This is a genomic window from Candidatus Chloroploca asiatica, from assembly GCF_002532075.1.
In the GTDB taxonomy this organism is placed as follows: Bacteria; Chloroflexota; Chloroflexia; order Chloroflexales; family Chloroflexaceae; genus Chloroploca; species Chloroploca asiatica.
The window spans coordinates 1-21204 of the sequence record NZ_LYXE01000185.1 but is presented as its reverse complement, the minus strand read 5'-3'; the positions used below and the strand labels follow the sequence as shown (position 1 = coordinate 21204).

The window sequence follows — 21204 nt, the reverse complement described above, 5'->3', positions numbered from 1 at the left end:
TTCCATCTTCATCCTACCGCAAAGGTGTTCACATGGTGTCGGTTGCCGCTGCTGGCTCTGACTTTGCATCAGCCCTGTCGCATTCCCTCACGCAAGGCCGGGCGGAGTGTGATACAATCATCGCGTACAAAATCAACCAGCGTTGCTGTGTTGTTGCTGGACTGTTCGTGGTTCTTTGTTGCATCGGCGCACCTGGATGGTGCGTATGCCTGAAAAAACAGTAAAGATAGAGTGAGGTGAGCTAGTGCGTTACGACATTACGAATATTGCGATTGAGGACTATTTGCTCGATTTGATGCCACCCCGTGATGAGCTTCTGGGTAAGCTTGAAGAACGGGCGCGAGTGCAAGGTCTGTCGTTGGTTGGCCCCGTGCAGGGCCAGTTTCTCTATCTGCAGGTGCTCGCGATGCAGGCCCGCAAGGCGCTAGAGATTGGGATTACGACGGGCTATGCGGCAATGTACTTGTTGCGGGCACTCGAGCAGACCGATGGGCATCTGACGGCGATTGAACGCCATGCTGATCGGGTGGAATTTGCTTCGCAGTTGATTGGCCAGGCGGGCCTCAGTGAGAAGGTGACCATCCACCATGGTGAATGGGCCGAGGTGATGCCCACGCTTGACCATGACTATGACCTGATCTTTCTTGATGTGCTGCGAAGTGCTTCGAATGAGGGCCAGGCCCTTGAGTCGCTTGAGTTGTGTGTTCCGTTGCTGCGCTCAGGTGGGTTACTCATTGCTGATAATGTGCTTTGTAGCGCTCAGGTGCTTGAAGAGGATGCCCCACCGCTGGTGCGTGGTATTCAGCAGTTCAATCGTACATTGATGAACCATCCCCAGCTCGAGTCGGTGATCCTGCCGCTACGTGATGGGGTTGCGCTTAGCCGTAAGAAGTAATGCTGTTGAGTTGAGCATGCCTCCTTTTGATAGGCAACAACGCAACAATGATCTCGCGATTCTCAGTGCATTGACCGAGACACTGCATCATGCGGTGGATCTGCGCGAGACGCTTGACATTGCCCTGGGCCATATTGTTGACCTGATGGGTCTGACAACTGGGTGGATTTTTCTCAAAGACGAGGGTGATCACTATACCCTGGCGGCGCGTCACCATGTGCCGCCAGCGCTGGCCTATCCTGGTTCAGCCTGGGAGGGCGATTGCACTTGCCAGGATCTTTGTCAGGCTGGTAAACTCGAACACGCGGTGGTAATGCTTGAGTGTTCGCGCCTCCGTGATGCCGTCGGTGATAAACGTGGCCTTGCTCAGCACGCTTCGGTTCCGATCACAAGTACCGATGGGTTGCTGGGGCTGTTGAATGTCGCCACAACCCGCTGGGGGCGTCTTGCTCCTGCCGATCTGCAGTTGCTCGCTATTGCGGGTCATATGCTCGGAATGGCGATGGCGCGCCTTCATCTCTATGAACAGGTGAAGGTGCGTCGGGTTCAAGAGCAACGTGCGCTGCTCTCCCTCTCGCAGGATCTCTTGATGAGTGAGTCGCTGGAGCCTGCGCTGCAACGTTTGACGCGGGTGGGAACCCGGTTGCTCGAGGCCGATGCCTGTGCCTTTGTCGAGGCTGATGAACTCGCTGGCCGTGCGGTGCTCCGGGCGGCGCATGGTTGGCAGCTTCCCGCGCATGCACCCTGGCCCTTGCCCCTCGATCCCTCTAGTCCCCACCTCTGGTATTTGCCCGAACGCGCAACTAGTTTGAGTGATGAGGCCCTCGCTGAGTTGCCACCGTTGCTGCGCCAACAACACTTCAAAGGCTATCTTGGGCTCCCGGTGGAACTGGGTGGTGTCCCCGTCGGGACGCTGATGGTGGCGAGTCGTAGCCCGCGGCAGTTTCTTGATGATGAAGCGCAGTTGCTTGGCATTCTTTCTAATTTGCTTGTGCAGACCCTTGAACGTGAACGCCTCCAGTATGAGGCTATGGCCCGCGAAAAGCTTGAGCAAGAGCTCGATCTTGCCCGTGAGATCCAGGCGAGTTTTTTGCCCAACTGTTGCCCGGTTATGCCTGGGTATCAAATCGAGGCCTATTACCGGGCGGCGCGTCAGGTTGGGGGCGATTTCTACGATTTTATTCCGTTGCCTGCACGTTCTGCGTCACCATCCGCTGTCCCTTCTGTGCGAGCGCAGTCTTCCTCGGTTGTCTATCGACGTGGCACGCGTATCGCAACACCTGAAGTGCCCGACCTCTCGACGGCACAGCGCATAGGGGTTGTGATTGCCGATGTGACCGATAAAGGTGTGCCGGCGGCCCTCTTTATGGCCCTCTCGCGGACGCTGCTGCGAGCGACAGCGATTGATGGACGCCGCCCCGATGAGGTGCTTGAGCGGGCGAATCGTCTGATCCTTGCCGACTCACGGGCCGGGCTTTTTGTGACCTGTTTTTATGCGATCATCGAGATCGATACTGGGTTGGTCAGTTTTGCCAATGGCGGCCACAACTATCCGTTGCTCTGGCAAGCAGCTACACGTACGGTACGTCCACTACGTGCGCAGGGCATTGTGCTCGGCATTGTGCCCGAACCAACCTTTGAGTTGCAAGAGTTTGTGATGGCCCCCGGCGATGTGCTGCTCTTTTATACCGATGGCATTACTGAGGCAATGAATCAGGCCCGTGAGCTCTTTGGTGATGAGCGCTTGACCGAAATCTTGATCGCCAACCATCAGCAGAGTCCTGCAGAGATTATTCAGGCCATCCTCGACCAGGTGACGGCTTTTGCCAATGGGCAGAACCAGTCTGATGATATTACGATGGTTGTCATCAAGCGTAATGCTACGCCGTCGGCAGCGTAAAGCTGAAGGTGCTGCCCCGGCCTTCGATGCTGTCAACACTCAAGCGCCCGCCATGCCCTTCGACGAGATGCTTGGCAATGGCTAGGCCCAGCCCAGTGCCCCCAGCATGACGGGTGCGGGCGCGGTCAACTTTGTAGAACCGCTCGAAGATGCGCGGCAGATCCTGCGCCGGAATGCCGACTCCGGTGTCACGCACGCTGATCTCGAGCCACATGTTCGGGGTTCCATTGTCTGCGCCTTTGTCATTGTTCACGAGTTGGGTGCAGATGACGACCAAGCCCCCGGGTGAACTGAACTTGACGGCGTTGTGCAGCAGGTTGAGCAAGACCTGACCAATGCGATCCCCATCCATCAAGATCTGCAGATCCTCGTGACTATATTCTGCCGAGACCTCGATCTGTTTGCGTTCGGCCTGCGGTCTGATGCGTTCGATCGCACGCTCGATCACCGGTCTGACCGGGGTTGGAGCCAGTTTCAAGGTCACGCGCCCCGATTCGATTTGCGAGAGCTCGTGCAGTTCGTCGACGAGTTGGGTGATGGCATCAACTTCTTCGCTCATTTGCCCGAGCATCCGTCGCGTTACGTCGGGCGGTGGCTCGGATTGCACGGTCTCAACCAGGAGTTTGAGTGAAGCGAGGGGGGTGCGTAGTTCATGCGAGACATTCGCAACGAGGTCGCGGCGCGAGCGTTCGAGCATGCTGATCTGGGTCAGATCGCGAATCAAGATCAAGGCCCCTGATCCGGGTTGACCTGGTTCCAGCGCGTTGCACGAGAGGCGCAAGATGCGCCCGCTGATGATTGGCTTCATCGTCATCTGACGTGGTTCGCCATCGCGCAAGACTTCACCAACGAGCAGATCGGCTTGATGATCCCGGAGCAGGGTGATCAAACCCTGCCCGAGCACCGGGCGGTTTAGTTCAAAGGTTTCATTGGCGCTGCGATTCAGGTAGCGCACCTGGCGATTGCCATCCACGACGACGAGACCAACGTCAATAGTTGCGGCGACGGCTTGAAAGAGGGGATGCTTCAACTGGTCAATGGGATCACCATGCTCAGGGTGTGGGGCAGGTTCGAGTACTGTCTGGGGCAATGACTCAACCTTGCCTGGGGATGTCTGGTTCTGAGGCTTGTGGTCTGCCATTTGTCTGACACGGAAGAAGAGCCATGCACTCAGTCCTAGACTGAGCAACAGTGCGATGGCAAGAACGAGTTCAACCGGGGTCATAGGGATGTTTCGTCGGGGGCTTCAAAGCGATATCCAATGCCCCGCACGGTCTGGATGTAGCGCGGACGGGCGGGATCGGGTTCGATCTTTTCGCGCAGCCAGCGGATGTGGACGTCGACGGTACGACTGTCACCAATGAAATCCAGCCCCCAGACACGTTCGAGCAAAAGGTCACGTGAGAGGGCGATGCCTCGATTACGGAGCAGGCAGGTGAGCAGATCAAACTCTTTCTGCGGTAACGTCAATTCGCTGCTCTCACACCAGGCTCGGCGGCTACTTGTATCAACCTTGATGGTGCCTGCTTCAAGCACCTCGCGTGCGGACGTACGTGGTTGCCGTTCGGTGCGCCGCATAATGGCGCGCACACGGGCGAGAAATTCACCGAGGCTAAAGGGCTTGCTGATATAATCATCGGCCCCTAGTTCAAGCCCTGCGATCCGGTCAACTTCGTCCTGTCGTGCAGTTAACATAATCACTGGTATGTCACTCTCTTGCCGCAGGATCCGGCAGACCGAGAAGCCATCCAGTCGGGGCAACATAATATCAAGCACCATCAGATCTGGTTGTGCTCGTCGGGCAAGTTCCAGCCCTTGAACCCCATCGGTCGCCGTCAGCACCGTATAGCCTTCGCGCTCGAGATTGTAGCGTAGCGTTTCGGCGAGGGTTGTCTCATCTTCGACGAGCAAGATGGTTGACATTGGGTTCTCCACAAAAAAACGGTGCCAGCGTTGAACACGCTGGCACCGGTGCCTGTACATCCTCACGAGGAGGACAACTGGTCGGGGCGGAGGGATTTGAACCCACGACCCCCGCGTCCCAAACGCGGTGCTCTACCGGGCTGAGCCACGCCCCGCTCATCTCTAAGAGTAGCAGGAAGCGGGCAGAATGTCAATTCAGGAAATGGTATCTGGTTCTGCTGGGGTACGAGCGTACCTCAGCAGAACCATTTTTCTTGGGAGCCGCAGGCTCTCTGACGCCCAGATGGTATACTAAGGTTGCATCGTGCGATGATGAAGAGAACAGGTAATGGGACACATCTATGACACTTGCTGCTCGCTGGTTGCGTACCGAGATTGCTGATCTCGAGCCATATACGCCGATTTTGCCGCTTGATGTGCTGGCACGCCGTCTCGGGTTGCCGGTCGAGCGGCTGGTCAAGCTTGATGCCAATGAGAATCCGTACGGGCCTTCGCCAGCAGCGTTGACAGCCCTGACGAGTGAGCATCACTACCATATCTACCCCGACCCCGGCCATACGGCGTTGCGACAGGCGCTGGCACGTTACACAGGACAGCCCGCAGAGGCGCTGGTGTGTGGAGCGGGCGCCGATGAACTGATTGATATGATCCTGCGTCTCTGCCTCAATCCGGGGGATGCCGTCATTGATTGCCAGCCAACCTTCGGGATGTACCGGTTTGATACCCAGGTCTGTGGGGGGCGCGTGATCACGGTGCCACGTCGGGCCGCTTTTGAACTCGATCTTGACGCCATCGAGGCTGCCGCCGCAACAAGCCAGGCCAAAGTGCTCTTCTTGACGAGCCCGAATAATCCCACGGGCAATCTGCTTGCCCCCGACGAACTGGAGCGGCTGCTGCGCTTGCCGTTGCTGGTGGTGGTTGATGAGGCCTATATCGAATTTGCCGGTGTTGGTCAGGGGTTTGCCGAGTGGGTCGCCCGCTACGAAAACCTGGTAATTCTGCGCACCTTTAGCAAGTGGGCCGGTTTGGCGGGGTTACGTGTGGGCTATGCGCTTGTTCCGGGTTGGCTCGCCGAGCACCTCTGGAAGATCAAGCAACCCTACAATGTGAGTGTTGCCGCCCAGGCGGCTGCCGTTGCTTCGCTCGAAGATCGGCAATTGCTGCTTGAGCGGGTCGCCCGTCTGGTCAATGAGCGTGAACGACTGCTACCCTTGCTTGCCGAGGTGTTCTGGCTGCATCCGCAGCCGAGCGCGGCCAATTTCATTCTCTGTCGGGTCGAAGGGCGCAGTGCCCGCGAGGTCAAGACAACCCTCGAGCAACAGGGCATTCTGGTGCGTTACTATCATACCAGCCTGTTGCGCGACTACATTCGCATCAGTATCGGTACACCGGCTCAGAGCGAAATTTTGCTTGAGGCGTTGCATCGTTTGTAAAATCCTGCTGGTTTATGGATACGCTCGAACCATCTCTCATAAGGAAGAAGCTATGACCAACGAGTTGCAGGACATCCTTGATTTTGCCCATCAGCTGGCGTGGCAGGCGGGCAAGATCACATTGCGCTATTTCCAGAGCGATTTACTGGTTGATCGCAAGGCTGACGATTCGCCGGTGACGATTGCCGATCGTGAGGCTGAAGCTTTTCTGCGGGCCGCGCTGAGCGAGCGCTATCCCGATCACGCGATTCTTGGCGAAGAAGAGGGACTGACTGGCGTGGCGACGAGTAGCTATCGCTGGATCCTCGATCCAATCGATGGAACTAAAAGCTTCATTCGGGGGGTGCCGCTCTATGGGGTGATGATGGCCCTCTTGCGTGAGCACGAGCCAGTTTTGGGGGTCGTCAATATGCCTGCAACTGGCGAGATTGTGTACGCGGCGCGAGGGGCGGGTTGCTGGTGGAATGGGAGGCCGTGCCGGGTTTCATCGGTCAGTAGCCTTCGTGAAAGCCTGGTGGTTGCAACGATTGCGCACGGGTACGAGCAGTATGGCAAAGATGCTGCGCTTGCCCGCATCCTCAATGCGTGTGGGCTCTTTCGGACGTGGGGCGATTGTTATGGTCATCTGCTCGTTGCGACGGGGCGCGCCGAGGTGGCGCTTGATCCGATCATGAATATCTGGGATAACGCGGCGTTGCTGCCAATTCTTGAAGAAGCGGGTGGCACTTTTACCGATTGGCAGGGTGTGGCAACGATTGAACGTGGCGATGGCATCAGTACTAATGGCCTCGTTCTTGACGAGTTGATGGAGGTGATCGGCTGATGGAAGCGAATGACTACCAGCGTCTGGCCTTGCGCACCGAGGCCCCCGGACGTGAACGTGACGACCGGTTGCTCAATGCAGCCCTTGGGCTCAGTGGTGAGGCCGGCGAAGTGGCTGACACACTCAAGAAATGGGCCTTTCACGGGCATCCACTTGATGAAGCGGCCCTGCGCAATGAGCTAGGCGATGTGCTCTGGTATGTGGCGCTGGCGGCTGATGCGCTTGGCTTGACCCTTGAGGAGATTATGGAGGCGAATATTGCCAAGTTGCGCCGACGCTACCCCGAGGGGTTTAGCCGTGAACGCAGCCTGGAACGTAGTGAATAAGCCTATGGAACAACGTATTGCCACCATTACGCGGACGACGGGCGAAACCGAGATTACGCTTACCCTCAACCTTGATGGCAGCGGCGTGTCCACGCTCAACACCGGGATCGGTTTTCTCGATCATATGCTGACGCTCTGGGCCAAGCATGGCCTCTTTGATCTGACGGTCAACGCCCGTGGTGATCTGCATATTGATGAGCACCACACGGCTGAGGATACGTGCATCTGCCTGGGGCGTGCGCTTGACCAGGCGCTGGGTGAGCGGCGGGGCATTACGCGCACCGCCCACAGCTTTGTGCCGATGGACGAGGCCCTGGCGCTGGTCGCGGTCGATCTGGGAGGTCGCCCCTACTGTGTGGTGCAGGCGGAATTTGTCACCCCGCGGGTTGGTCAGCTTGGCACCGATCTGATCTTCCATCTTTTTGAGAGCATTGCTATCCACGGGCGCATGAACCTGCACGCCCAGGTACTCTATGGGCGGAACGACCACCACAAGATCGAAGGGCTCTTCAAAGCCTTTGGGCGGGCACTTGATGCCGCGACGCGCTTTGATCCACGGCTTGCCGGCGCCGTACCCAGTACCAAGGGGGTCTTGTAATGGCATTTCTTATCGCCGTACTGCTCAGTTTCATTCCGGCCTTCTTCTATGCCACGATCGTTTACTGGCTCGATCGGTTTGAGAAAGAGCCGATGCGCCTCCTGGTGGGAGCCTTTTTATGGGGGGCGCTCGTTGCGACCATCGGGGCGATCATCTGGACCTCGGCGCTTGAAGTTGGCGTTGCGATGCTGATTGCCGATGAACTGATGCTTGAGTTTACTGGCACAGCCCTGTTGGCCCCGATTGTAGAAGAAGTACTGAAGGGCATTGCGGTGGGGTTGATCTTTTTGATTGCGCCCTACGAATTTGACTCAGTGCTTGACGGCATGGTCTATGGGGCGATTACCGCGCTAGGTTTTGCCGCAACCGAAAATGTGCTCTACCTCTATTTTCTTGGCTACCAGGATGGCGGCTACGAGTCGATGTTTGCCCTCTTTATCTTGCGTGTCATCCTTGGTGGCTGGGGCCATGCCGTCTACACGGCTTTTTTTGGTATGGGCCTTGCGCTGGCGCGTTTGCGGCGCGGAACCTTCAGTCGGATTTTCTTCCCGCTGCTCGGGCTCTTCATTGCGATCTTTTTGCATGCCTTGCACAATGGCATGGCAGTGCTGCTTGGTGAAGCCCTTGGCCTGGCCGGGCTCGCGCTGATCTTGATGGTTGACTGGATCGGCTGGTTGGTGGCGCTGGGGGTCGTGATCTGGGCGCTCATGCGCGAGCGACGCTGGCTCAAGACCTACCTGCGTGAAGAGGCGGCGCGGGGCACGATCAGTGTTGCGCAGTACGAAACGGCCTCATCATTGCGCAAACAAATATTCGCTCGCTGGCGCAGTCGTGAAGCCCGCCTCTTCTATCAGACCTGTGCCGAACTGGCGCAGAAAAAACATCAACTTGCCAAAATGGGCGAAGAACGAGGAAACTCGGCGATGATTCTGCAATTGCGCAACCGCCTCGCTGATCTCTCGCCCCAGGTTGGCTAAAGGGCTATGCTACAATATCTGCATCCAGGCGAAGATTACTGTCGTCATATTACAAGCAGAAACGGCTTAACAACAAGGGAGGTATCCCGATGGGCTTTCTTGATCAGATCAGCAAACAGATTTCCCAGGGGGTTGATCGGGCGAAATTTGAGGCTGAAAAGTTTCAGAAGACGACACGGCTGCAGGGTGAAGTCAATGACGTGCAGCGTCAAGTTGATACACGGATGTATGAACTGGGGCAGCGGGCCTATGAATTGTTGCGGGCTGGACAGATTCATTCGGCCAGTCTGAATGAACTCTCGGCGGCCATTGAGCAGTTGCGCTCCTCGCTGATAGCCAAAGAAGAGGAACTGAAACAGGCTCAGGCTGAGGTCTTTGTCGAGCCACCACCGGCACCGGCATACACTCCGCCGCCATCATCGCAACAGGTGCCGATTAGCTACGAAACCCCGCCCACATCCGACCCGCATACGCCACCGGCCCCAACGAAAGTCTGTGGTGCCTGTGGTTTTCAGATGCCGGTGACGGCGATGTTTTGTCCGAATTGTGGGTCACGCGTAGCGTGACTCGGTTGGGGCCTACGCCTCCAGGAAGCGTAGTACTGGCGCAAACAGCCCGCATAGCGGGCTGTTTGCGCCAGTAGACTATGGGTTTCATGACGGGTTAGAGGGCGCTAGCCATGATCATTGGTGTAGACTACACGGCTGCAGTATGGCAGGGGGCTGGGATCGGGCGTTATACGCGTGAGTTGATCCGCGCTACGGTCAAACAGACCACTGGAGTGCAGTTCAAGCTTTTGTATGCCGCGGGCGGCCTTCCTCCAGATGCATCGTACCTCGCCGAGTTGCAGTCCCTCTGTCGTGCGTATCCCCATGTGCGTGCGCACCCGATTCCGCTTACGCCCCGTCTGTTGACCATCCTCTGGCAGCGGCTGCACGTGCCGCTTTATGCTGAATGGCTTGTTGGGCCAATCGACCTTTTGCATGCACCCGATTTTGTTTTGCCGCCGACTCGTGCCCGCACGCTCGTCACGGTTCACGATCTCACCTTTCTTGTCTATCCCGAGTGTGCCGAGGCCGGGTTGCGGCGTTACCTCACTCGTGCTGTGCCACGGGCGTTGCGCCGCGCCGATCTCGTGCTCGTCGATTCGCAGGCTACCGCAGTTGATCTGGAACGCTTGTTGGGAGTCAGCGGCCCGCAGGTGCGCCTGCTCTATCCTGGGGTTGACCCGCGCTTTCGACCGCTTCCACAGGCTGAACTTGCTTCGGTGCGCGCTGCGCTGGGCCTGCCGGCACGCTTTCTGCTCTTTGTGGGTACCCTTGAGCCGCGCAAAAATCTGGTGCGCCTGGTTGAAGCCTTTGCACAGGCCGAGCTGCCCCCCGCGATGAACCTCGTGATTGCCGGACGGCGCGGCTGGCTCTATGAAGAGGTTTTTGCGGCTGTTGAGCGTTGCAGTGTCACAATGCGGGTCCATTTTGTTGATTTTGTTGCTGATGAAACTCTTCCCGCAGTGTATAATCTGGCAGAAGCCTTTGTCTACCCATCCCTCTATGAAGGCTTTGGGTTACCTGCGCTGGAGGCACTGGCGTGTGGTGTGCCGGTCGTGACGGCAGATGGATCAAGTTTGCCCGAGGTGGTTGGCGATGCGGCGGTGTTGGTTGATCCGTTGAGTGTGGCGTCAATCGCTGAGGGTATCCAACAGGCATTGCAGCAGGCCACGTTGTTGCGGCGTAAGGGACCAGCGCAGGCGCACCAGTTTACCTGGGAAGCGTCGGCCCAGACCTTGCGAACCTGTTATGCTGAACTGGGTGCCAGACGCCGTATAGCTACGGGATAGAGAGTTCTTATGTCATTACAACACAACGACCTGTCCGCCGAGGCACTGCGTCGAGGGGCCATGCCAGGTCGAGGGTATATCGTCGCTCGCCTTATTTCACAGGTGCTGCACCCGGTGATCCTTGGGGTGGTCAGCATCTTCATTGTTGGTCTGCTTGGCATCAGTCCGCTGCGCACCGGCTTGCTCTGGGCGTTGCTGGCGACGTTTTTGCAGGTCATCCCGCCGCTGATCTTTTTTGCTATGCGCTTGCGGCAAGGGGTCTACACCGACGATGATATTTCGGTACGCTCGCAGCGCAACGAACTCTACCTCTTTGGGATTATCAATCTGCTGGTTAGTTTGTTGATCCTGCTCTTTGTCGGGGCTCCGTTGCCAATGCTGGCGATGGTAACGTCGGCGCTGATTTTGAGTGTCGTAGCCTGGTTTATCAATCTCTACTGGAAGATCAGTGTGCATGCTTCGACGATGGGTTCGACGGCAACCCTTGCTTCACTCTATGCCGAGCCGCTCGGCCTCTTCTTGTGGCTCTGCGCGCTTGCCCTTGGCTGGGCACGAGTGCGTACCCGCAACCATACGGTGATGCAGGTTGTTGCTGGTCTGGCACTGTCAGCGCTCTGTGTTGTGGGTACATTTATGGCCTTTGGTTTGTTATAATAGAATATCAGCGATAAAGTCGAGGAGTATGGTATGGTGACGATGCAGCCCCCACCCGACGATGTGCAGGCGATTGTTGCAGCAAGTGATGAGCGCCTCAAGACGATCTTTCCTGCTCCTGCGCTGGTCTGGATTGTTGATGAGCATTACGATGCCAGTGGCCCGCTCTGGCGCGTGACCCTGGTTTGCCAGGAGCCAACAGGTCAGTGGGTGCGACGACGCTATCGTTACGATATTCCGAGTGATACGCTGCATTTTGCCGGGGCACAACCAATCAATGAACAAGAGTTGCTGGCCGCTCGACGTAAGGGTCGGCGGCTAGCTGTACGTTAGCTCTGAGGAAGGATCATTATGTCGTTTCAGCCGATTGAGGCGCCACCTCAGGTGGTTGAGAAGCCTCTCCGTTCACGGCGAGGTTTGCTTGCACTTGGCCTGATCGGTGCGCTTGCGCTGATTGTCATTGTTCTGAGTCTCAATACCAGTGACGAGGTTGGCTATTTGACCGGTGGTTCGAGTGTGTTGATTCTTGCCATCCCTGTCTTTTTGACGGGGTTGCTCAGTTTTCTGTCACCGTGTACGCTGCCCATCTTGCCCGCCTATTTTGCTGTGACGTTTCAGTCGCAACGCCGTAGCATCTTTGTGATGAGCTTGGCCTTCTTTTTTGGCCTCGCGACGACTCTGACCCTGCTCGGGGGGGCGATCAGTGCGCTCAGCGGGTTGCTCTTTGGGTTCCGTGATACGTTGATGGTCGTTGGCGGCATTGTGATCATGATCTTTGGTGTGCTCGGGATCTTTGGCCTCGGCTTTGCCGGGGTGCAAATCAACGAGCGCCCCGCTACGACGCTGCTCGGTTCGTACCTCTATGGTGCAACCTTTGCTCTCGGTTGGACGGCGTGTGCCGGGCCGCTCTTTGGCTCGTTTATGACGATGCTCGCCGCGTCGGGCAATGTGGCGGTGCTTCAGGGTGCGGTGCTTGCGTTCATCTATGCGTCGGGGCTCGGTCTTCCGCTGATCTTTCTTGCGACCTTTTTCAATCGTCTCGGGCGCGGCTCAACCTTCTGGAAGATGATCAGCGGCAAAGGGTACGAAGTGACGCTCTTTGGCCGTCAGTTCTATCTCCATACGGTTGGTGTGATTGGCGGGGTGCTGATGATTCTCATTGGTGCGATGCTCGCCACCGGACGCCTTGAGATCCTAACCCAGATGGCCGGTAGCAGTAGCCTTGGGGTCTGGTTTGCCGATCTCGAGACGGGCATCAGTCGGCTGTTTGGACTGCAATGAGTAACCGTACGATTCGCGCCGCCGGAGGGGTTGTCTACAGCTATGCGCCCGATGGGTCGCTGCAGTTGCTGTTGATTTGCGACCGCTATAAGACCTGGACCCTGCCCAAGGGTCACGTTGAGCCGGGTGAGGATGACGAGACGGCGGCGATCCGTGAGATTGTCGAAGAGACGGGCATTACCTGTGTCGTCGAGCGCCCGCTCTCACGGGTACGTTACCCGATCTATAAACGTGGCGTCTGGCGCGACAAAGAGGTTGCTTACTTCCTCGCCCATGCCCCCTACGATCCTCCTATCCCTGCCGTTGAAGAAGGCATCATCCAGGCGACCTGGGTTTCGCCTGAAACGGCGCTGACGACGCTGGCCTACGCCCAGGTGCGTGAGGTTGTGCGTCGCGCCCTCGCTATCATCAAAACCCAGGGTTAACCCTAAATAAGGTGGCGCTAAAAAAACCGGCATTGCCGGTTTTTTTAGCGCCACCTTATGCGAACGCTACGCCTTGCGATCGATGCGTGGCAAGACAATGCCATGCTGATCCTGGTATTTGCCTCGCTTGTCAGCGTACGAAACCTCGCAGGCCTCGTCGCTCTCAAGGAAGAGCACCTGACCAATGCCTTCATTGGCATAGATCCGTGCTGGCAACGGGGTTGTATTGCTGATCTCGATCGTCACAAAACCGTGCCACTCTGGTTCCAACGGCGTTACGTTAATAATGATGCCGCAATTTCGCACGAAAACCCCCGCCTCCAAGGCAAAATTGCCTGCCTCAGGCACGGTAAGGCAATAGACATCGTGATCACCACCTAGATCACGAATGGCTGCTACTTTATGGTTGCGCATCCCTTTGCTTCGAAATGATCGAATTACCTCCGGGAAGCGACGAAACACTGAGCGATCACAATTTAGCAGATGAGCCGCTCCGCGAATCGATCCGGTTTGATCGAGTGCTTGCCTCACCACATTTGCATCGATCTCTGTGCGAATATTTATGTTGCGAGCAATGTCTGCCTGTTGCTGTCGCCGATCCTGGTTGACATTGGCCCAATATGCCCGTGATGTTTCAGCACGATCCTGCCTATGTTCAATCTGCTGATAGTATTCACGCATCTGTGTTGCTGCTTGTTCACGCCGATCTGCGCTCCATGAAGCACGTATGCTTGCGTTTCGCGCCTCACGGGCTTGAGCATAGGCTTCATCATTCCAGAAGCTGCGCGCTTTATTGGTCTGTCGTTGCTTGAAATGATCTTCCCATTCAGGATCGAGGCGCAAATGAGCAATCGCATCTCGGATTGCTAAACTGTGACTATCAGGATCAAAGTCTGCACCAAAGGTGTTCGCATTGTGTAACCTAATGTGTTCGCTCGCATCCATGCGTTCAATGTTCCAAGGATTGTTGTTGCGTCGATTATAATCTCGGTGATGACGATGCGTATCTGGGATATCTTCGTAGAGACCGTGACGCACATTCCATTCATCGGCTAAGCGGTGTGTAGGTAGTAAATGCCCATTCAGAGGTTGATAGACGGCCTCATAGCCACGTACAAGTTGTCGGTAGAGCGGCATGAGCGAGTCGCCTGGCTTGAGTTCATGAGCTTGTCGTAGTTGCCCATCACGGGTCAGAAATTCATGGTCTGGGGTACAGTGTATTGGTTGGCCGTTATCAAGGGTGATCTCGAGCAGGCTGTCGCGTCCAATGTATCTTGGTGCTTCGAGGAGCGTGACGATAATACGTCCATAAGGCCCAATACTGTAACCCCAGAAGTGTTCACCTGCTTCGGCGCGCTTTGCCATTTCTTCAAGCGTTGGCGTTGTTCCGTCGACAAGGGCAACCCGCGTATCGCCCCGGAAGCAACGTGCATACGTTGATTTGCCGATGACAAGGGCGCTGACGGTGCGCGGGATGCGAAAGAGTTCGTATGATTGCGCGAGGGCAAAGGAATTGGGCGGGATGTCGATGTGGTCGGCTTCGATGTCCACAAACGAGCGCGGGTTGAAGTTTTTGGGATCTACCAGGGCGTTGAAGACGTTGGTAAAGACTTTGAACTGGTTGGTGACCCGCATGTCGTAGCCGTATGAGGTGAGCCCGTACGAGATGATGCCTTCACGCACCTGCCGGTCGACAAATGGTTCGATCATCCCCTGTTCGAGCGCCATTTTGCGGATCCAGTGATCGGCTTTGATTGACATAGGTTGGTCTACTCCACCTGATGTACATGATTTGGCCTATGATACCAGAAGTTTTTGGTTCGTTTTGGCGGCGAAGCCGCCAAAACGAACCAAAAACTCTCGTGGAGCGGCGAAGCCGCTCCACATCCCACCGCCGGAGGCGGACTTTGTGCATCAGCCCTGTCTCCTGGAAGCGAGGGCGGGACGCCCTCGCTTCCAGGAGGGTAAAATTTCCCTCCCTCCCCTGCGAAGAAACTCTCTAGGGTGCGTTTCGCTGCCGCTTTATACTAGTATCTAGCCATGTATTGGAAAGTTCAGATACCGTGTCAGCGCTGCCTCTGAAGGCGGCTCTCGCCAGTTTGTGCTACTCGCAACAACGTCAGTTGGGAGGCCTATGTCTATTTTTGAGCTCGATGCACTTGTGGAGAGCCGCGCTACGCCGCTGTCCCCCTCTTTTCCGCTGCCTGCTCGCCATATCGCCGAGTTGGTGGAAACGACCTGTGCGCGTTATGCACAGCAGAATGCTTTTACGGCGGTGTTGCCGAATGGTATGTATGGCAATCTGAAGTTTGATCAGGTTGCCCGTTTTACCGATCAGGTCGCTGCGTATCTGCGGGTTGAGCTTGGCCTGGCGGTCGGCGACCGCGTGGCCGTTCAGTTGCCCAATAGCCTTGCGTATCCGCTCTGGTCTTTTGGGGCGCTCAAGGCTGGTTGTGTGCTCGTTAATATGAATCCGCTCTATACCGTGCCTGAGATGGTTCATCAACTCAATGACAGTGGCGCACGTGTGTTAGTGCTTGTCGATCTCTTCGCGGACAAGTTGCCCGAGGTGCTGGCCCAGACGAAGGTTGAGCATGTGGTGCTGGTGCGCATCACCGATCTCTTCCCGCGCATGATTGGCTTCATAGCCCACAATATTATGAAGTACTGGAACCGGATCATTCCTCCTTGCACGGTTCCGGTGACAACGGGTCTTGAGGCGATGGCGAAGGGCGACGCGATCCTGCGCGAGAGCAAAGCCGATGTCCGCACGTATACCACCGACTTCGGCCCCGAGACGCTCGCCGCATTGCAGTACACTGGCGGCACGACCGGGGTGAGCAAAGGTGCGATGCTGACCCACGGCAATCTGCTGGCGAACATCGCCCAGATCGAAGAGCGTGTCGCTGGCAATGTGGATCATGGCAAAGAGACGGCGTTGGCGGTCTTGCCGCTCTATCATATTTTTGCCTTTACTGCCAATCTGCTCTACTTCTTCCATGCCGGGGCGCGCAACATCCTCGTTGCCAGCCCTCGCCCGCTCTCGAACCTGCAACGCGCCATCGAGAATTATCCCGTCTCGTGGATCCCCGGGGTCAATACGCTCTTTAATGGCATCCTCAACGAAGAGTGGTTTACTGACTATCCGCCGCCCCAACTCAAGGGCAGCATTGCCGGTGGAACCTCGCTGCACGCTGCTGTTGCTGAGCGCTGGGAGAAGGTCACTGGTTCACCAGTGATCGAAGGCTACGGTCTTACCGAGAGCTCGCCGGTGGTGACGCTCAACCCGTTTGTTGGGAGTCGTGCCGGCAGCATTGGACGCCCCGTGCTCGGCACCGAGGTGCGCCTGATCAATCCGCTCGGCGAAGACGCTGCGCCCGGCGAGGCCGGCGAGCTTGCGGTGCGCGGCCCGCAGGTGATGCGTGGCTACTGGCAGCGCCCCGACGAGACTGCCCTGACGCTACGTGACGGCTGGTTGCTCACGGGTGACGTAGCCCAACAGGATGATGATGGCTTCCTGCGCATCGTCGATCGCAAGAAGGATCTGATCATTGTCAGCGGCTTCAATGTCTACCCCAACGAAGTCGAGGATTGCATCGCTCGCCTCGAGGGGGTCAGCGAAGTCGCCGTGATCGGTGTCCCCGATGCCAAATCCGGCGAGGCGGTCAAGGCGTTCATCGTCCCCCGCGAGGGAACCACGATCACCGCTGACCAGGTACGCGAGCATTGCCGTGCCAGCATCACCGGCTATAAGGTACCCAAACTGGTTGAGCTGCGCAACGAGCTTCCCAAGACAAATGTTGGTAAAGTATTGCGCCGTGCGTTGCGCGACGAAGCGCAGCAGGCGGCGGCCGACCACGCCGTAGGAGGAACCAATGGTTAGTCAGACCGAACAGTTGCTGCTTGCCCTTATGATCGGCGTGATCATGCTCGGCATGGGTTCTTCGCTCACCTGGCGTGATTTCCGTCGCGCCTTCAAACGCCCGCAGGCGATCATGATCGGCTTTGCTTCGCAGTACGTCTTGATGCCGCTGATCGGCTTTCTGCTGGCGATTGTCTTGCAGTTGCCGCCGCCGCTGGCGGTCGGCCTGATCCTGATTGCCAGCATGCCAGGTGGCTCGACCTCCAATATTTTTACCTACTTCTCGAAGGGTGACCTGGCACTCAGTGTCACAATGACCACCTTTTCGACCCTGGCGGCCTTTGTGATGACGCCGCTCGCCCTCTTTCTCTATGCGAGTCGGTTTATGACGAGCGAGATCAGCGTTGGCATGGGCAGTGTGATCAGCGGTCTCTTTGTCATGCTCATTCCGGTCATCATCGGCATGTTCATTCGTCGGCGCAACGCCAATGTTGGGGCCGTGCTTGAATTGATCGGCGGGATCATGGGCGTTGTGATCATCCTGGTGCTGATCCTGAGTTGGGTGCCCCGTAATGCCGGCTTGCTCGCCACGACGCCCTGGCAGGTCTATGTTGCGGCGGCGGGGATCGGGGCAGTTGGCTTCTTCTTCGGCTTGACAACGGCCACCCTCTCGAAACTTGGCTTTCGTCGTTCAGCGACCGTCTCGCTCGAGACCGGTATCCAGAACGGGCCGCTCGCCCTCTCGATTGTGCTACTCAGCTTCACTGGTGCAATCGCCAACGAAATCGTCCTGATCCCGGTGCTCTACTCACTCTTCATCGTGATCATCTCATCGGGGGTGACGATGATTTACCGCCGGATCAACGACCAGTTGCAGCAGCGTGCTGTGGCGTTGTTGTAGGGTGAGCCTACAATCACTACGTAAGCAAAAAAGCCAGCATTGCTGGCTTTTTTGCTTACGTAGGGTCGACATCAGTCGGCTGAGCGTAAACTGGAAAGCACCCTGAAACCTTATCTTGTGCGCCAGATCAACCTGGCTCAGACCTCCATCACGACGGGGAGCACCATCGGACGGCGTTTGGTCTCGCGATAGAGGAACTCGCTCACGACATCCTTGATCTTCCGGCTCACAAACGCACTATCAATGCTACCAGGCATCGCCCCATTGCGCACCGTCAGCGCCGAGCGCACGGCATCCTTGGTTGCCTCAACGAGATCGCGGCTTTGGCGCATATAGACAAAGCCACGTGACACCACATCGGGGCCAGCGACGAGTTCGCCCGAAGACATATCAATCCCGACCACAACAATCAGCATCCCATCCTTAGCGAGCATCTGGCGGTCACGTACGACCACGTTGCCAACATCGCCGACGGTCGTCCCATCAACATAGATATAACCAACGGGCGCCTTGCCGACCACCTTGCCCGAGCCGTGCGAAAACTCCATAATCGAGCCAGGCTCGGGAATGATGACATTCTCTTCGGTGAACTTGCCACTGATGCTCATCGCCAGTTTACGATACAGCACCATATGGCGATAATCGCCGTGGAACGGGATCACAAACTCGGGCTGGAGCAGGGCCAGCACGAGTTTGAGTTCTTCTTGCGCGGCGTGCCCCGAGACGTGGACTTTTGCGTCGCCGCCATAGATCACATCGGCACCGAGGCGGAAGAGGTTATTGATGACCCGACTGACACTCACCTCATTGCCGGGGATCGGGGTTGCCGAGACGACAACTGTGTCACCCTCTTTAATCTTGAGATGGTTGTAATCGCGATTCGCCATCCGATTCAGCGCAGCCATGGGTTCACCCTGGCTCCCCGTACAAACGACGGCAATCTGGTCATCGGGATAGGCACCGAGTTCACTGGGGCGAATAAGGGTGCCTTGTTCGGCGCGGAGGAAGCCCATTTCGAGCGCGATCCGCGAGTTGTTCTCCATACTGCGCCCGGCGAGCATCACCTTACGGCCATAGGCTTCAGCTGAATCGATCACCTGTTGCACGCGACTAATATTCGAAGCAAAGGTTGCCACAATAATGCGCCCGGGGGCAACGGCAAAGATATTATCGAAGGCCTCACCAATGGTCGATTCACTTGGCGTATAGCCTTTTGACTCGACGCGCACACAATCGGTAAGCAACACCAGGGGCTTGCGCTGCGCCAGATCCGACAGTTTCTGAATATTGGTTGGCTTACCGTCAACCGGCGTATGATCGAGTTTCCAGTCGGTCAAATAGATCACCATCCCTGCCGGGGTCGTCAGCGCAAAACCGACGGCATCGGGAATCGAGTGAGCAATATGGAACGGCTCAACGGTGAAAGAGCCAACCTGGAAGGTGTCGGTATCATTAATGATCACCTGCGTCACCTTATCGAGCAGGCGATGCTCTTTCAGCTTATTGCTGAGCAGACCGTGCGCGAGGCGTGTGCCGAAGATCGGGGGAAACCCGAGATCGCTGATCAAATGGGGCACGGCCCCGATATGATCTTCGTGGCCGTGGGTCAGCAAAATACCCTTGATTTTGCTCGTCTTTTCGCGCAAATAGGTAATATCGGGCAGCACCAGATCGACACCGAGCATATCGGCTTCGGGGAACATGACTCCACAGTCGAGAATGACAATTTCATCGTCATACTCAACGACCCACATGTTCCGTCCGACCTCACCAACACCACCGAGGGGCAGGACGCGAACTTTGTTTTTAGCCATAAGTCGTTGCTGAAGTCGCCAGAACCAGTCCACAGGCTGGAAGCAAACTTCGTCTCCTTTCGCAATTTGCGTGCTATCTCGTCATCATTGCCTTGGTGCGAGCGTAGCAACGCCTGTTTCTTTTCCCATTGTCACCCGATCGGGGGTGGCAATGCTTCCAACATTGATCAAACAGCTGGCGCAGTTTCAGCCAGCGGGATAGCCATTTGGGTCGCACGGCGAATCTCGGCGAGCAGTTCATCGCGTGCTTCAACACCCGCATAGATAGGCAGGCGCAGTGACCCATAGGCCTGACGATAGAGCAGGCGTACGAGCGGATTGTGGATCTGGGTTGTGCAATCGGTCGTTAGCACCAGTTCATCAAAAGGCTCTTCGCGATCATCATCAGTACGCCGGACGTCACTCACGGCAGCCCAGGGATAGTCGATCTGCACCCCGAGCGATGCAAACCGCAACCCATCAGCGGTCGGCGTATACGCGGCGGCCCATTCGATGAGCAGGTTCCAGATCAAAAAAGGCGTGGCGATGATCAAAACAAACATCAGCAAAGCAGGCACAAGCTGCCCAATACCCGGCCCCGACGCCAGGGTGGCTTGCAGACTCGGCCAGAACTCCAGCGGGTTATAACTCAAGCGAAGCGTACTCGCAAAACTCCAGATCGCAAAGGCCCAGATCAGCAGGGCGGCAATTAACAGAATAAGTACCAGACGCCGACCAGCAGCAGAGAGACGATAGGTATTCATGAACAACAGCTTAAAACAGGCTAAGCTGCTCGAGTGGTGGTTCGTCGTTGGGAGGCGTGGCTGGTGCAGGTGCAGGAGCCTCACGTTCAACAGTTGCCAGTAACTCGGGCAGGCGGCGAAAATCAGCTTCGAGCAGCGGACGATTCTGTGGCTGGTGCAAAGCCGCTGCTGGATGGAGCATTGGCACAATCAGGCGTCCCTCAACGATCCGCGGTTGCCCATGGATGCGTGAGATCTTTTCACCAGGTAGAAAGAGATTCATCGAAAAGCGCCCGAGCGTGACAATCACTTTAGGGTTGAGCGCTTCGATCTGGCGAAAGAGATAGGCCTGCGTGCAAGTTGCTACTTCATCCGGTAACGGGTCACGATTCTTCGGTGGACGACATTTGATCACATTGCCAATGAAGACATCAGCGCGTTGCAGCCCTGCCAGGGCCAGCAGATCATCAAGCAATTGACCAGACGGCCCGACAAAGGGGCGCCCCTGACGATCTTCATGGTACCCAGGCCCTTCGCCGATCAACATGACCTCGGCGGTTGGTGGCCCTTCACCTGGCACAGCCCGCGCCCGCCCGGTATGCAAGGCACAACGGGTACAGGTCTGCACCTCGTTGGTGATGAGTTGCAGGATGTCAATAGCAGTCAATGTTCTATCCACTAAGCTGAAAGCCACATTGTACTCTTTCCATTATACGCGATCAGAGGTGAATGAGACAAGGGGCAGATTGTCAGTCTCAGGGCTGATGCAAAGTCAGGCCCGGAACAAGAGGCGGTCGATGGCGGCTGCCAACGACCGCTGCAACGCGGCCAGG

21 protein-coding genes, 1 tRNA gene and 3 pseudogenes are annotated in these 21204 nt (G+C 56.8%); 16 read left to right on the top strand and 9 right to left on the bottom strand.

All coding sequences use genetic code 11. From position 1 onward, the window contains the following. The 3 genes from A9Q02_RS24730 to A9Q02_RS22105 form a co-directional block, all read left to right on the top strand. Window positions 1–224 (top strand): hypothetical protein (locus A9Q02_RS24730; RefSeq protein ID WP_216361580.1); only part of this gene is annotated, 224 nt, incomplete at its 5' end. Window positions 225–244: 20 nt separating this feature from the next. Next, the gene (locus A9Q02_RS22110) at window positions 245–895 is read left to right on the top strand and encodes an O-methyltransferase (RefSeq protein WP_097655247.1); all 651 of its coding nucleotides are present in this window, start codon (window positions 245–247) and stop codon (window positions 893–895) included. A gap of 16 nt (window positions 896–911) precedes the next feature. Further along, window positions 912–2795 carry a GAF domain-containing SpoIIE family protein phosphatase gene (locus A9Q02_RS22105; protein WP_097655246.1) on the top strand — a complete coding sequence of 628 codons (1884 nt, stop codon included), beginning with the start codon at window positions 912–914 and terminating at the stop codon, window positions 2793–2795. Here A9Q02_RS22105 and A9Q02_RS22100 read toward each other — a convergent pair. From A9Q02_RS22100 to A9Q02_RS22090, 3 genes are all read right to left on the bottom strand, one after another. Continuing rightward, window positions 2776–4020 carry a sensor histidine kinase gene (locus A9Q02_RS22100; protein WP_097655245.1) on the bottom strand — a complete coding sequence of 415 codons (1245 nt, stop codon included), beginning with the start codon at window positions 4018–4020 and terminating at the stop codon, window positions 2776–2778. The two genes, A9Q02_RS22105 and A9Q02_RS22100, sit on opposite strands and share 20 nt — an antisense overlap. Then, window positions 4017–4718 carry a response regulator transcription factor gene (locus A9Q02_RS22095; protein ID WP_097655244.1) on the bottom strand — a complete coding sequence of 234 codons (702 nt, stop codon included), beginning with the start codon at window positions 4716–4718 and terminating at the stop codon, window positions 4017–4019. Before A9Q02_RS22095 ends, A9Q02_RS22100 begins: the two co-directional genes overlap by 4 nt. 78 nt (window positions 4719–4796) lie before the next feature. Beyond that, window positions 4797–4873 (bottom strand) — tRNA-Pro (locus A9Q02_RS22090). Between the two features lie 186 nt (window positions 4874–5059). Here A9Q02_RS22090 and hisC point away from each other — a divergent pair. The 11 genes from hisC to A9Q02_RS22035 all read left to right on the top strand — a co-directional run bounded on the left by hisC (window position 5060) and on the right by A9Q02_RS22035 (window position 13072). After that, on the top strand, window positions 5060–6151 hold the full coding sequence (hisC, locus tag A9Q02_RS22085) for a histidinol-phosphate transaminase (protein ID WP_097655243.1): 1092 nt from the start codon (window positions 5060–5062) through the stop codon (window positions 6149–6151). A 52-nt stretch (window positions 6152–6203) separates the two neighbouring features. Continuing rightward, complete coding sequence (gene hisN / locus A9Q02_RS22080; RefSeq protein WP_097655242.1) at window positions 6204–6974, top strand: histidinol-phosphatase; 771 nt, start codon at window positions 6204–6206, stop codon at window positions 6972–6974. Continuing rightward, window positions 6974–7300, top strand: coding sequence for a nucleoside triphosphate pyrophosphohydrolase family protein (locus A9Q02_RS22075; protein WP_097655241.1), 327 nt, complete (start codon window positions 6974–6976; stop codon window positions 7298–7300). Before hisN ends, A9Q02_RS22075 begins: the two co-directional genes overlap by 1 nt. A gap of 4 nt (window positions 7301–7304) precedes the next feature. Further along, window positions 7305–7898, top strand: coding sequence for an imidazoleglycerol-phosphate dehydratase HisB (gene hisB / locus A9Q02_RS22070; RefSeq protein WP_172451269.1), 594 nt, complete (start codon window positions 7305–7307; stop codon window positions 7896–7898). Further along, window positions 7898–8875: a PrsW family intramembrane metalloprotease gene (locus A9Q02_RS22065; protein ID WP_097655239.1), complete on the top strand. Its 978-nt coding sequence runs from the start codon at window positions 7898–7900 to the stop codon at window positions 8873–8875. The genes hisB and A9Q02_RS22065 overlap by 1 nt, the downstream gene beginning before the upstream one ends. An 89-nt stretch (window positions 8876–8964) precedes the next feature. After that, on the top strand, window positions 8965–9441 hold the full coding sequence (locus tag A9Q02_RS22060) for a zinc ribbon domain-containing protein (protein WP_097655238.1): 477 nt from the start codon (window positions 8965–8967) through the stop codon (window positions 9439–9441). Window positions 9442–9554: 113 nt separating this feature from the next. After that, a complete protein-coding gene (locus A9Q02_RS22055; protein WP_097655237.1) occupies window positions 9555–10712 on the top strand; it encodes a glycosyltransferase family 4 protein in 1158 nt (385 codons plus the stop codon). Between the two features lie 9 nt (window positions 10713–10721). Beyond that, window positions 10722–11366: a hypothetical protein gene (locus A9Q02_RS22050; RefSeq protein ID WP_097655236.1), complete on the top strand. Its 645-nt coding sequence runs from the start codon at window positions 10722–10724 to the stop codon at window positions 11364–11366. A 33-nt stretch (window positions 11367–11399) separates the two neighbouring features. After that, window positions 11400–11699 (top strand): hypothetical protein, encoded by a 300-nt coding sequence (locus tag A9Q02_RS22045; RefSeq protein ID WP_245860812.1) that lies wholly within the window; start codon window positions 11400–11402, stop codon window positions 11697–11699. 18 nt (window positions 11700–11717) lie between these two features. Beyond that, window positions 11718–12647, top strand: a complete 930-nt coding sequence (locus A9Q02_RS22040; protein WP_097655235.1) for a cytochrome c biogenesis CcdA family protein — start codon at window positions 11718–11720, stop codon at window positions 12645–12647. Next, on the top strand, window positions 12644–13072 hold the full coding sequence (locus A9Q02_RS22035; RefSeq protein ID WP_097655234.1) for an NUDIX hydrolase: 429 nt from the start codon (window positions 12644–12646) through the stop codon (window positions 13070–13072). Before A9Q02_RS22040 ends, A9Q02_RS22035 begins: the two co-directional genes overlap by 4 nt. A 66-nt stretch (window positions 13073–13138) precedes the next feature. Here A9Q02_RS22035 and A9Q02_RS25450 read toward each other — a convergent pair. From A9Q02_RS25450 to A9Q02_RS25445, 3 pseudogenes are all read right to left on the bottom strand, one after another. Next, window positions 13139–13369 (bottom strand): annotated as a pseudogene (locus A9Q02_RS25450) (dCTP deaminase); the annotation flags it as partial. A gap of 12 nt (window positions 13370–13381) precedes the next feature. Next, window positions 13382–14521: pseudogene (locus A9Q02_RS22030) on the bottom strand (hypothetical protein); the annotation flags it as partial. Beyond that, a pseudogene (locus A9Q02_RS25445) lies at window positions 14495–14833 on the bottom strand (dCTP deaminase); the annotation flags it as partial. The pseudogenes A9Q02_RS25445 and A9Q02_RS22030, both read right to left, overlap by 27 nt. 373 nt (window positions 14834–15206) lie before the next feature. On the opposite strand from A9Q02_RS25445, the gene A9Q02_RS22025 reads away from it, so the two are divergent. Beyond that, window positions 15207–16955 carry an AMP-binding protein gene (locus tag A9Q02_RS22025; RefSeq protein ID WP_216361579.1) on the top strand — a complete coding sequence of 583 codons (1749 nt, stop codon included), beginning with the start codon at window positions 15207–15209 and terminating at the stop codon, window positions 16953–16955. Next, window positions 16948–17835, top strand: coding sequence for a bile acid:sodium symporter family protein (locus A9Q02_RS22020; protein ID WP_097655233.1), 888 nt, complete (start codon window positions 16948–16950; stop codon window positions 17833–17835). Before A9Q02_RS22025 ends, A9Q02_RS22020 begins: the two co-directional genes overlap by 8 nt. A gap of 137 nt (window positions 17836–17972) precedes the next feature. Here A9Q02_RS22020 and A9Q02_RS22015 read toward each other — a convergent pair whose 3' ends face one another. The 3 genes from A9Q02_RS22015 to A9Q02_RS22005 all read right to left on the bottom strand — a co-directional run bounded on the left by A9Q02_RS22015 (window position 17973) and on the right by A9Q02_RS22005 (window position 21038). Then, window positions 17973–19649 (bottom strand): ribonuclease J, encoded by a 1677-nt coding sequence (locus tag A9Q02_RS22015; protein WP_097655232.1) that lies wholly within the window; start codon window positions 19647–19649, stop codon window positions 17973–17975. Between the two features lie 167 nt (window positions 19650–19816). Continuing rightward, on the bottom strand, window positions 19817–20392 hold the full coding sequence (locus A9Q02_RS22010; RefSeq protein WP_097655231.1) for a hypothetical protein: 576 nt from the start codon (window positions 20390–20392) through the stop codon (window positions 19817–19819). Window positions 20393–20402: 10 nt separating this feature from the next. Next, window positions 20403–21038: a uracil-DNA glycosylase gene (locus A9Q02_RS22005; protein WP_097655230.1), complete on the bottom strand. Its 636-nt coding sequence runs from the start codon at window positions 21036–21038 to the stop codon at window positions 20403–20405. Window positions 21039–21204: the final 166 nt, after the last annotated feature.

What these genes read in the sequence shown, in the direction of transcription:
- A9Q02_RS22105 (WP_097655246.1), top strand. Translation starts at nt 912, where the DNA reads ATGCCTCCTTTTGATAGGCAACAACGCAACAATGATCTCGCGATTCTC.
- A9Q02_RS22075 (WP_097655241.1), top strand. Translation starts at nt 6,974, where the DNA reads ATGGAAGCGAATGACTACCAGCGTCTGGCCTTGCGCACCGAGGCCCCC.
- A9Q02_RS22045 (WP_245860812.1), top strand. Translation starts at nt 11,400, where the DNA reads ATGGTGACGATGCAGCCCCCACCCGACGATGTGCAGGCGATTGTTGCA.
- A9Q02_RS22010 (WP_097655231.1), bottom strand. Translation starts at nt 20,392, where the DNA reads ATGAATACCTATCGTCTCTCTGCTGCTGGTCGGCGTCTGGTACTTATT.
- hisN (WP_097655242.1), top strand. Translation starts at nt 6,204, where the DNA reads ATGACCAACGAGTTGCAGGACATCCTTGATTTTGCCCATCAGCTGGCG.
- A9Q02_RS22095 (WP_097655244.1), bottom strand. Translation starts at nt 4,718, where the DNA reads ATGTCAACCATCTTGCTCGTCGAAGATGAGACAACCCTCGCCGAAACG.
- hisB (WP_172451269.1), top strand. Translation starts at nt 7,305, where the DNA reads ATGGAACAACGTATTGCCACCATTACGCGGACGACGGGCGAAACCGAG.
- A9Q02_RS22055 (WP_097655237.1), top strand. Translation starts at nt 9,555, where the DNA reads ATGATCATTGGTGTAGACTACACGGCTGCAGTATGGCAGGGGGCTGGG.
- A9Q02_RS22060 (WP_097655238.1), top strand. Translation starts at nt 8,965, where the DNA reads ATGGGCTTTCTTGATCAGATCAGCAAACAGATTTCCCAGGGGGTTGAT.
- A9Q02_RS22040 (WP_097655235.1), top strand. Translation starts at nt 11,718, where the DNA reads ATGTCGTTTCAGCCGATTGAGGCGCCACCTCAGGTGGTTGAGAAGCCT.
- A9Q02_RS22015 (WP_097655232.1), bottom strand. Translation starts at nt 19,649, where the DNA reads ATGGCTAAAAACAAAGTTCGCGTCCTGCCCCTCGGTGGTGTTGGTGAG.
- A9Q02_RS22025 (WP_216361579.1), top strand. Translation starts at nt 15,207, where the DNA reads ATGTCTATTTTTGAGCTCGATGCACTTGTGGAGAGCCGCGCTACGCCG.
- A9Q02_RS22035 (WP_097655234.1), top strand. Translation starts at nt 12,644, where the DNA reads ATGAGTAACCGTACGATTCGCGCCGCCGGAGGGGTTGTCTACAGCTAT.
- A9Q02_RS22050 (WP_097655236.1), top strand. Translation starts at nt 10,722, where the DNA reads ATGTCATTACAACACAACGACCTGTCCGCCGAGGCACTGCGTCGAGGG.
- A9Q02_RS22100 (WP_097655245.1), bottom strand. Translation starts at nt 4,020, where the DNA reads ATGACCCCGGTTGAACTCGTTCTTGCCATCGCACTGTTGCTCAGTCTA.
- hisC (WP_097655243.1), top strand. Translation starts at nt 5,060, where the DNA reads ATGACACTTGCTGCTCGCTGGTTGCGTACCGAGATTGCTGATCTCGAG.
- A9Q02_RS22020 (WP_097655233.1), top strand. Translation starts at nt 16,948, where the DNA reads ATGGTTAGTCAGACCGAACAGTTGCTGCTTGCCCTTATGATCGGCGTG.
- A9Q02_RS22065 (WP_097655239.1), top strand. Translation starts at nt 7,898, where the DNA reads ATGGCATTTCTTATCGCCGTACTGCTCAGTTTCATTCCGGCCTTCTTC.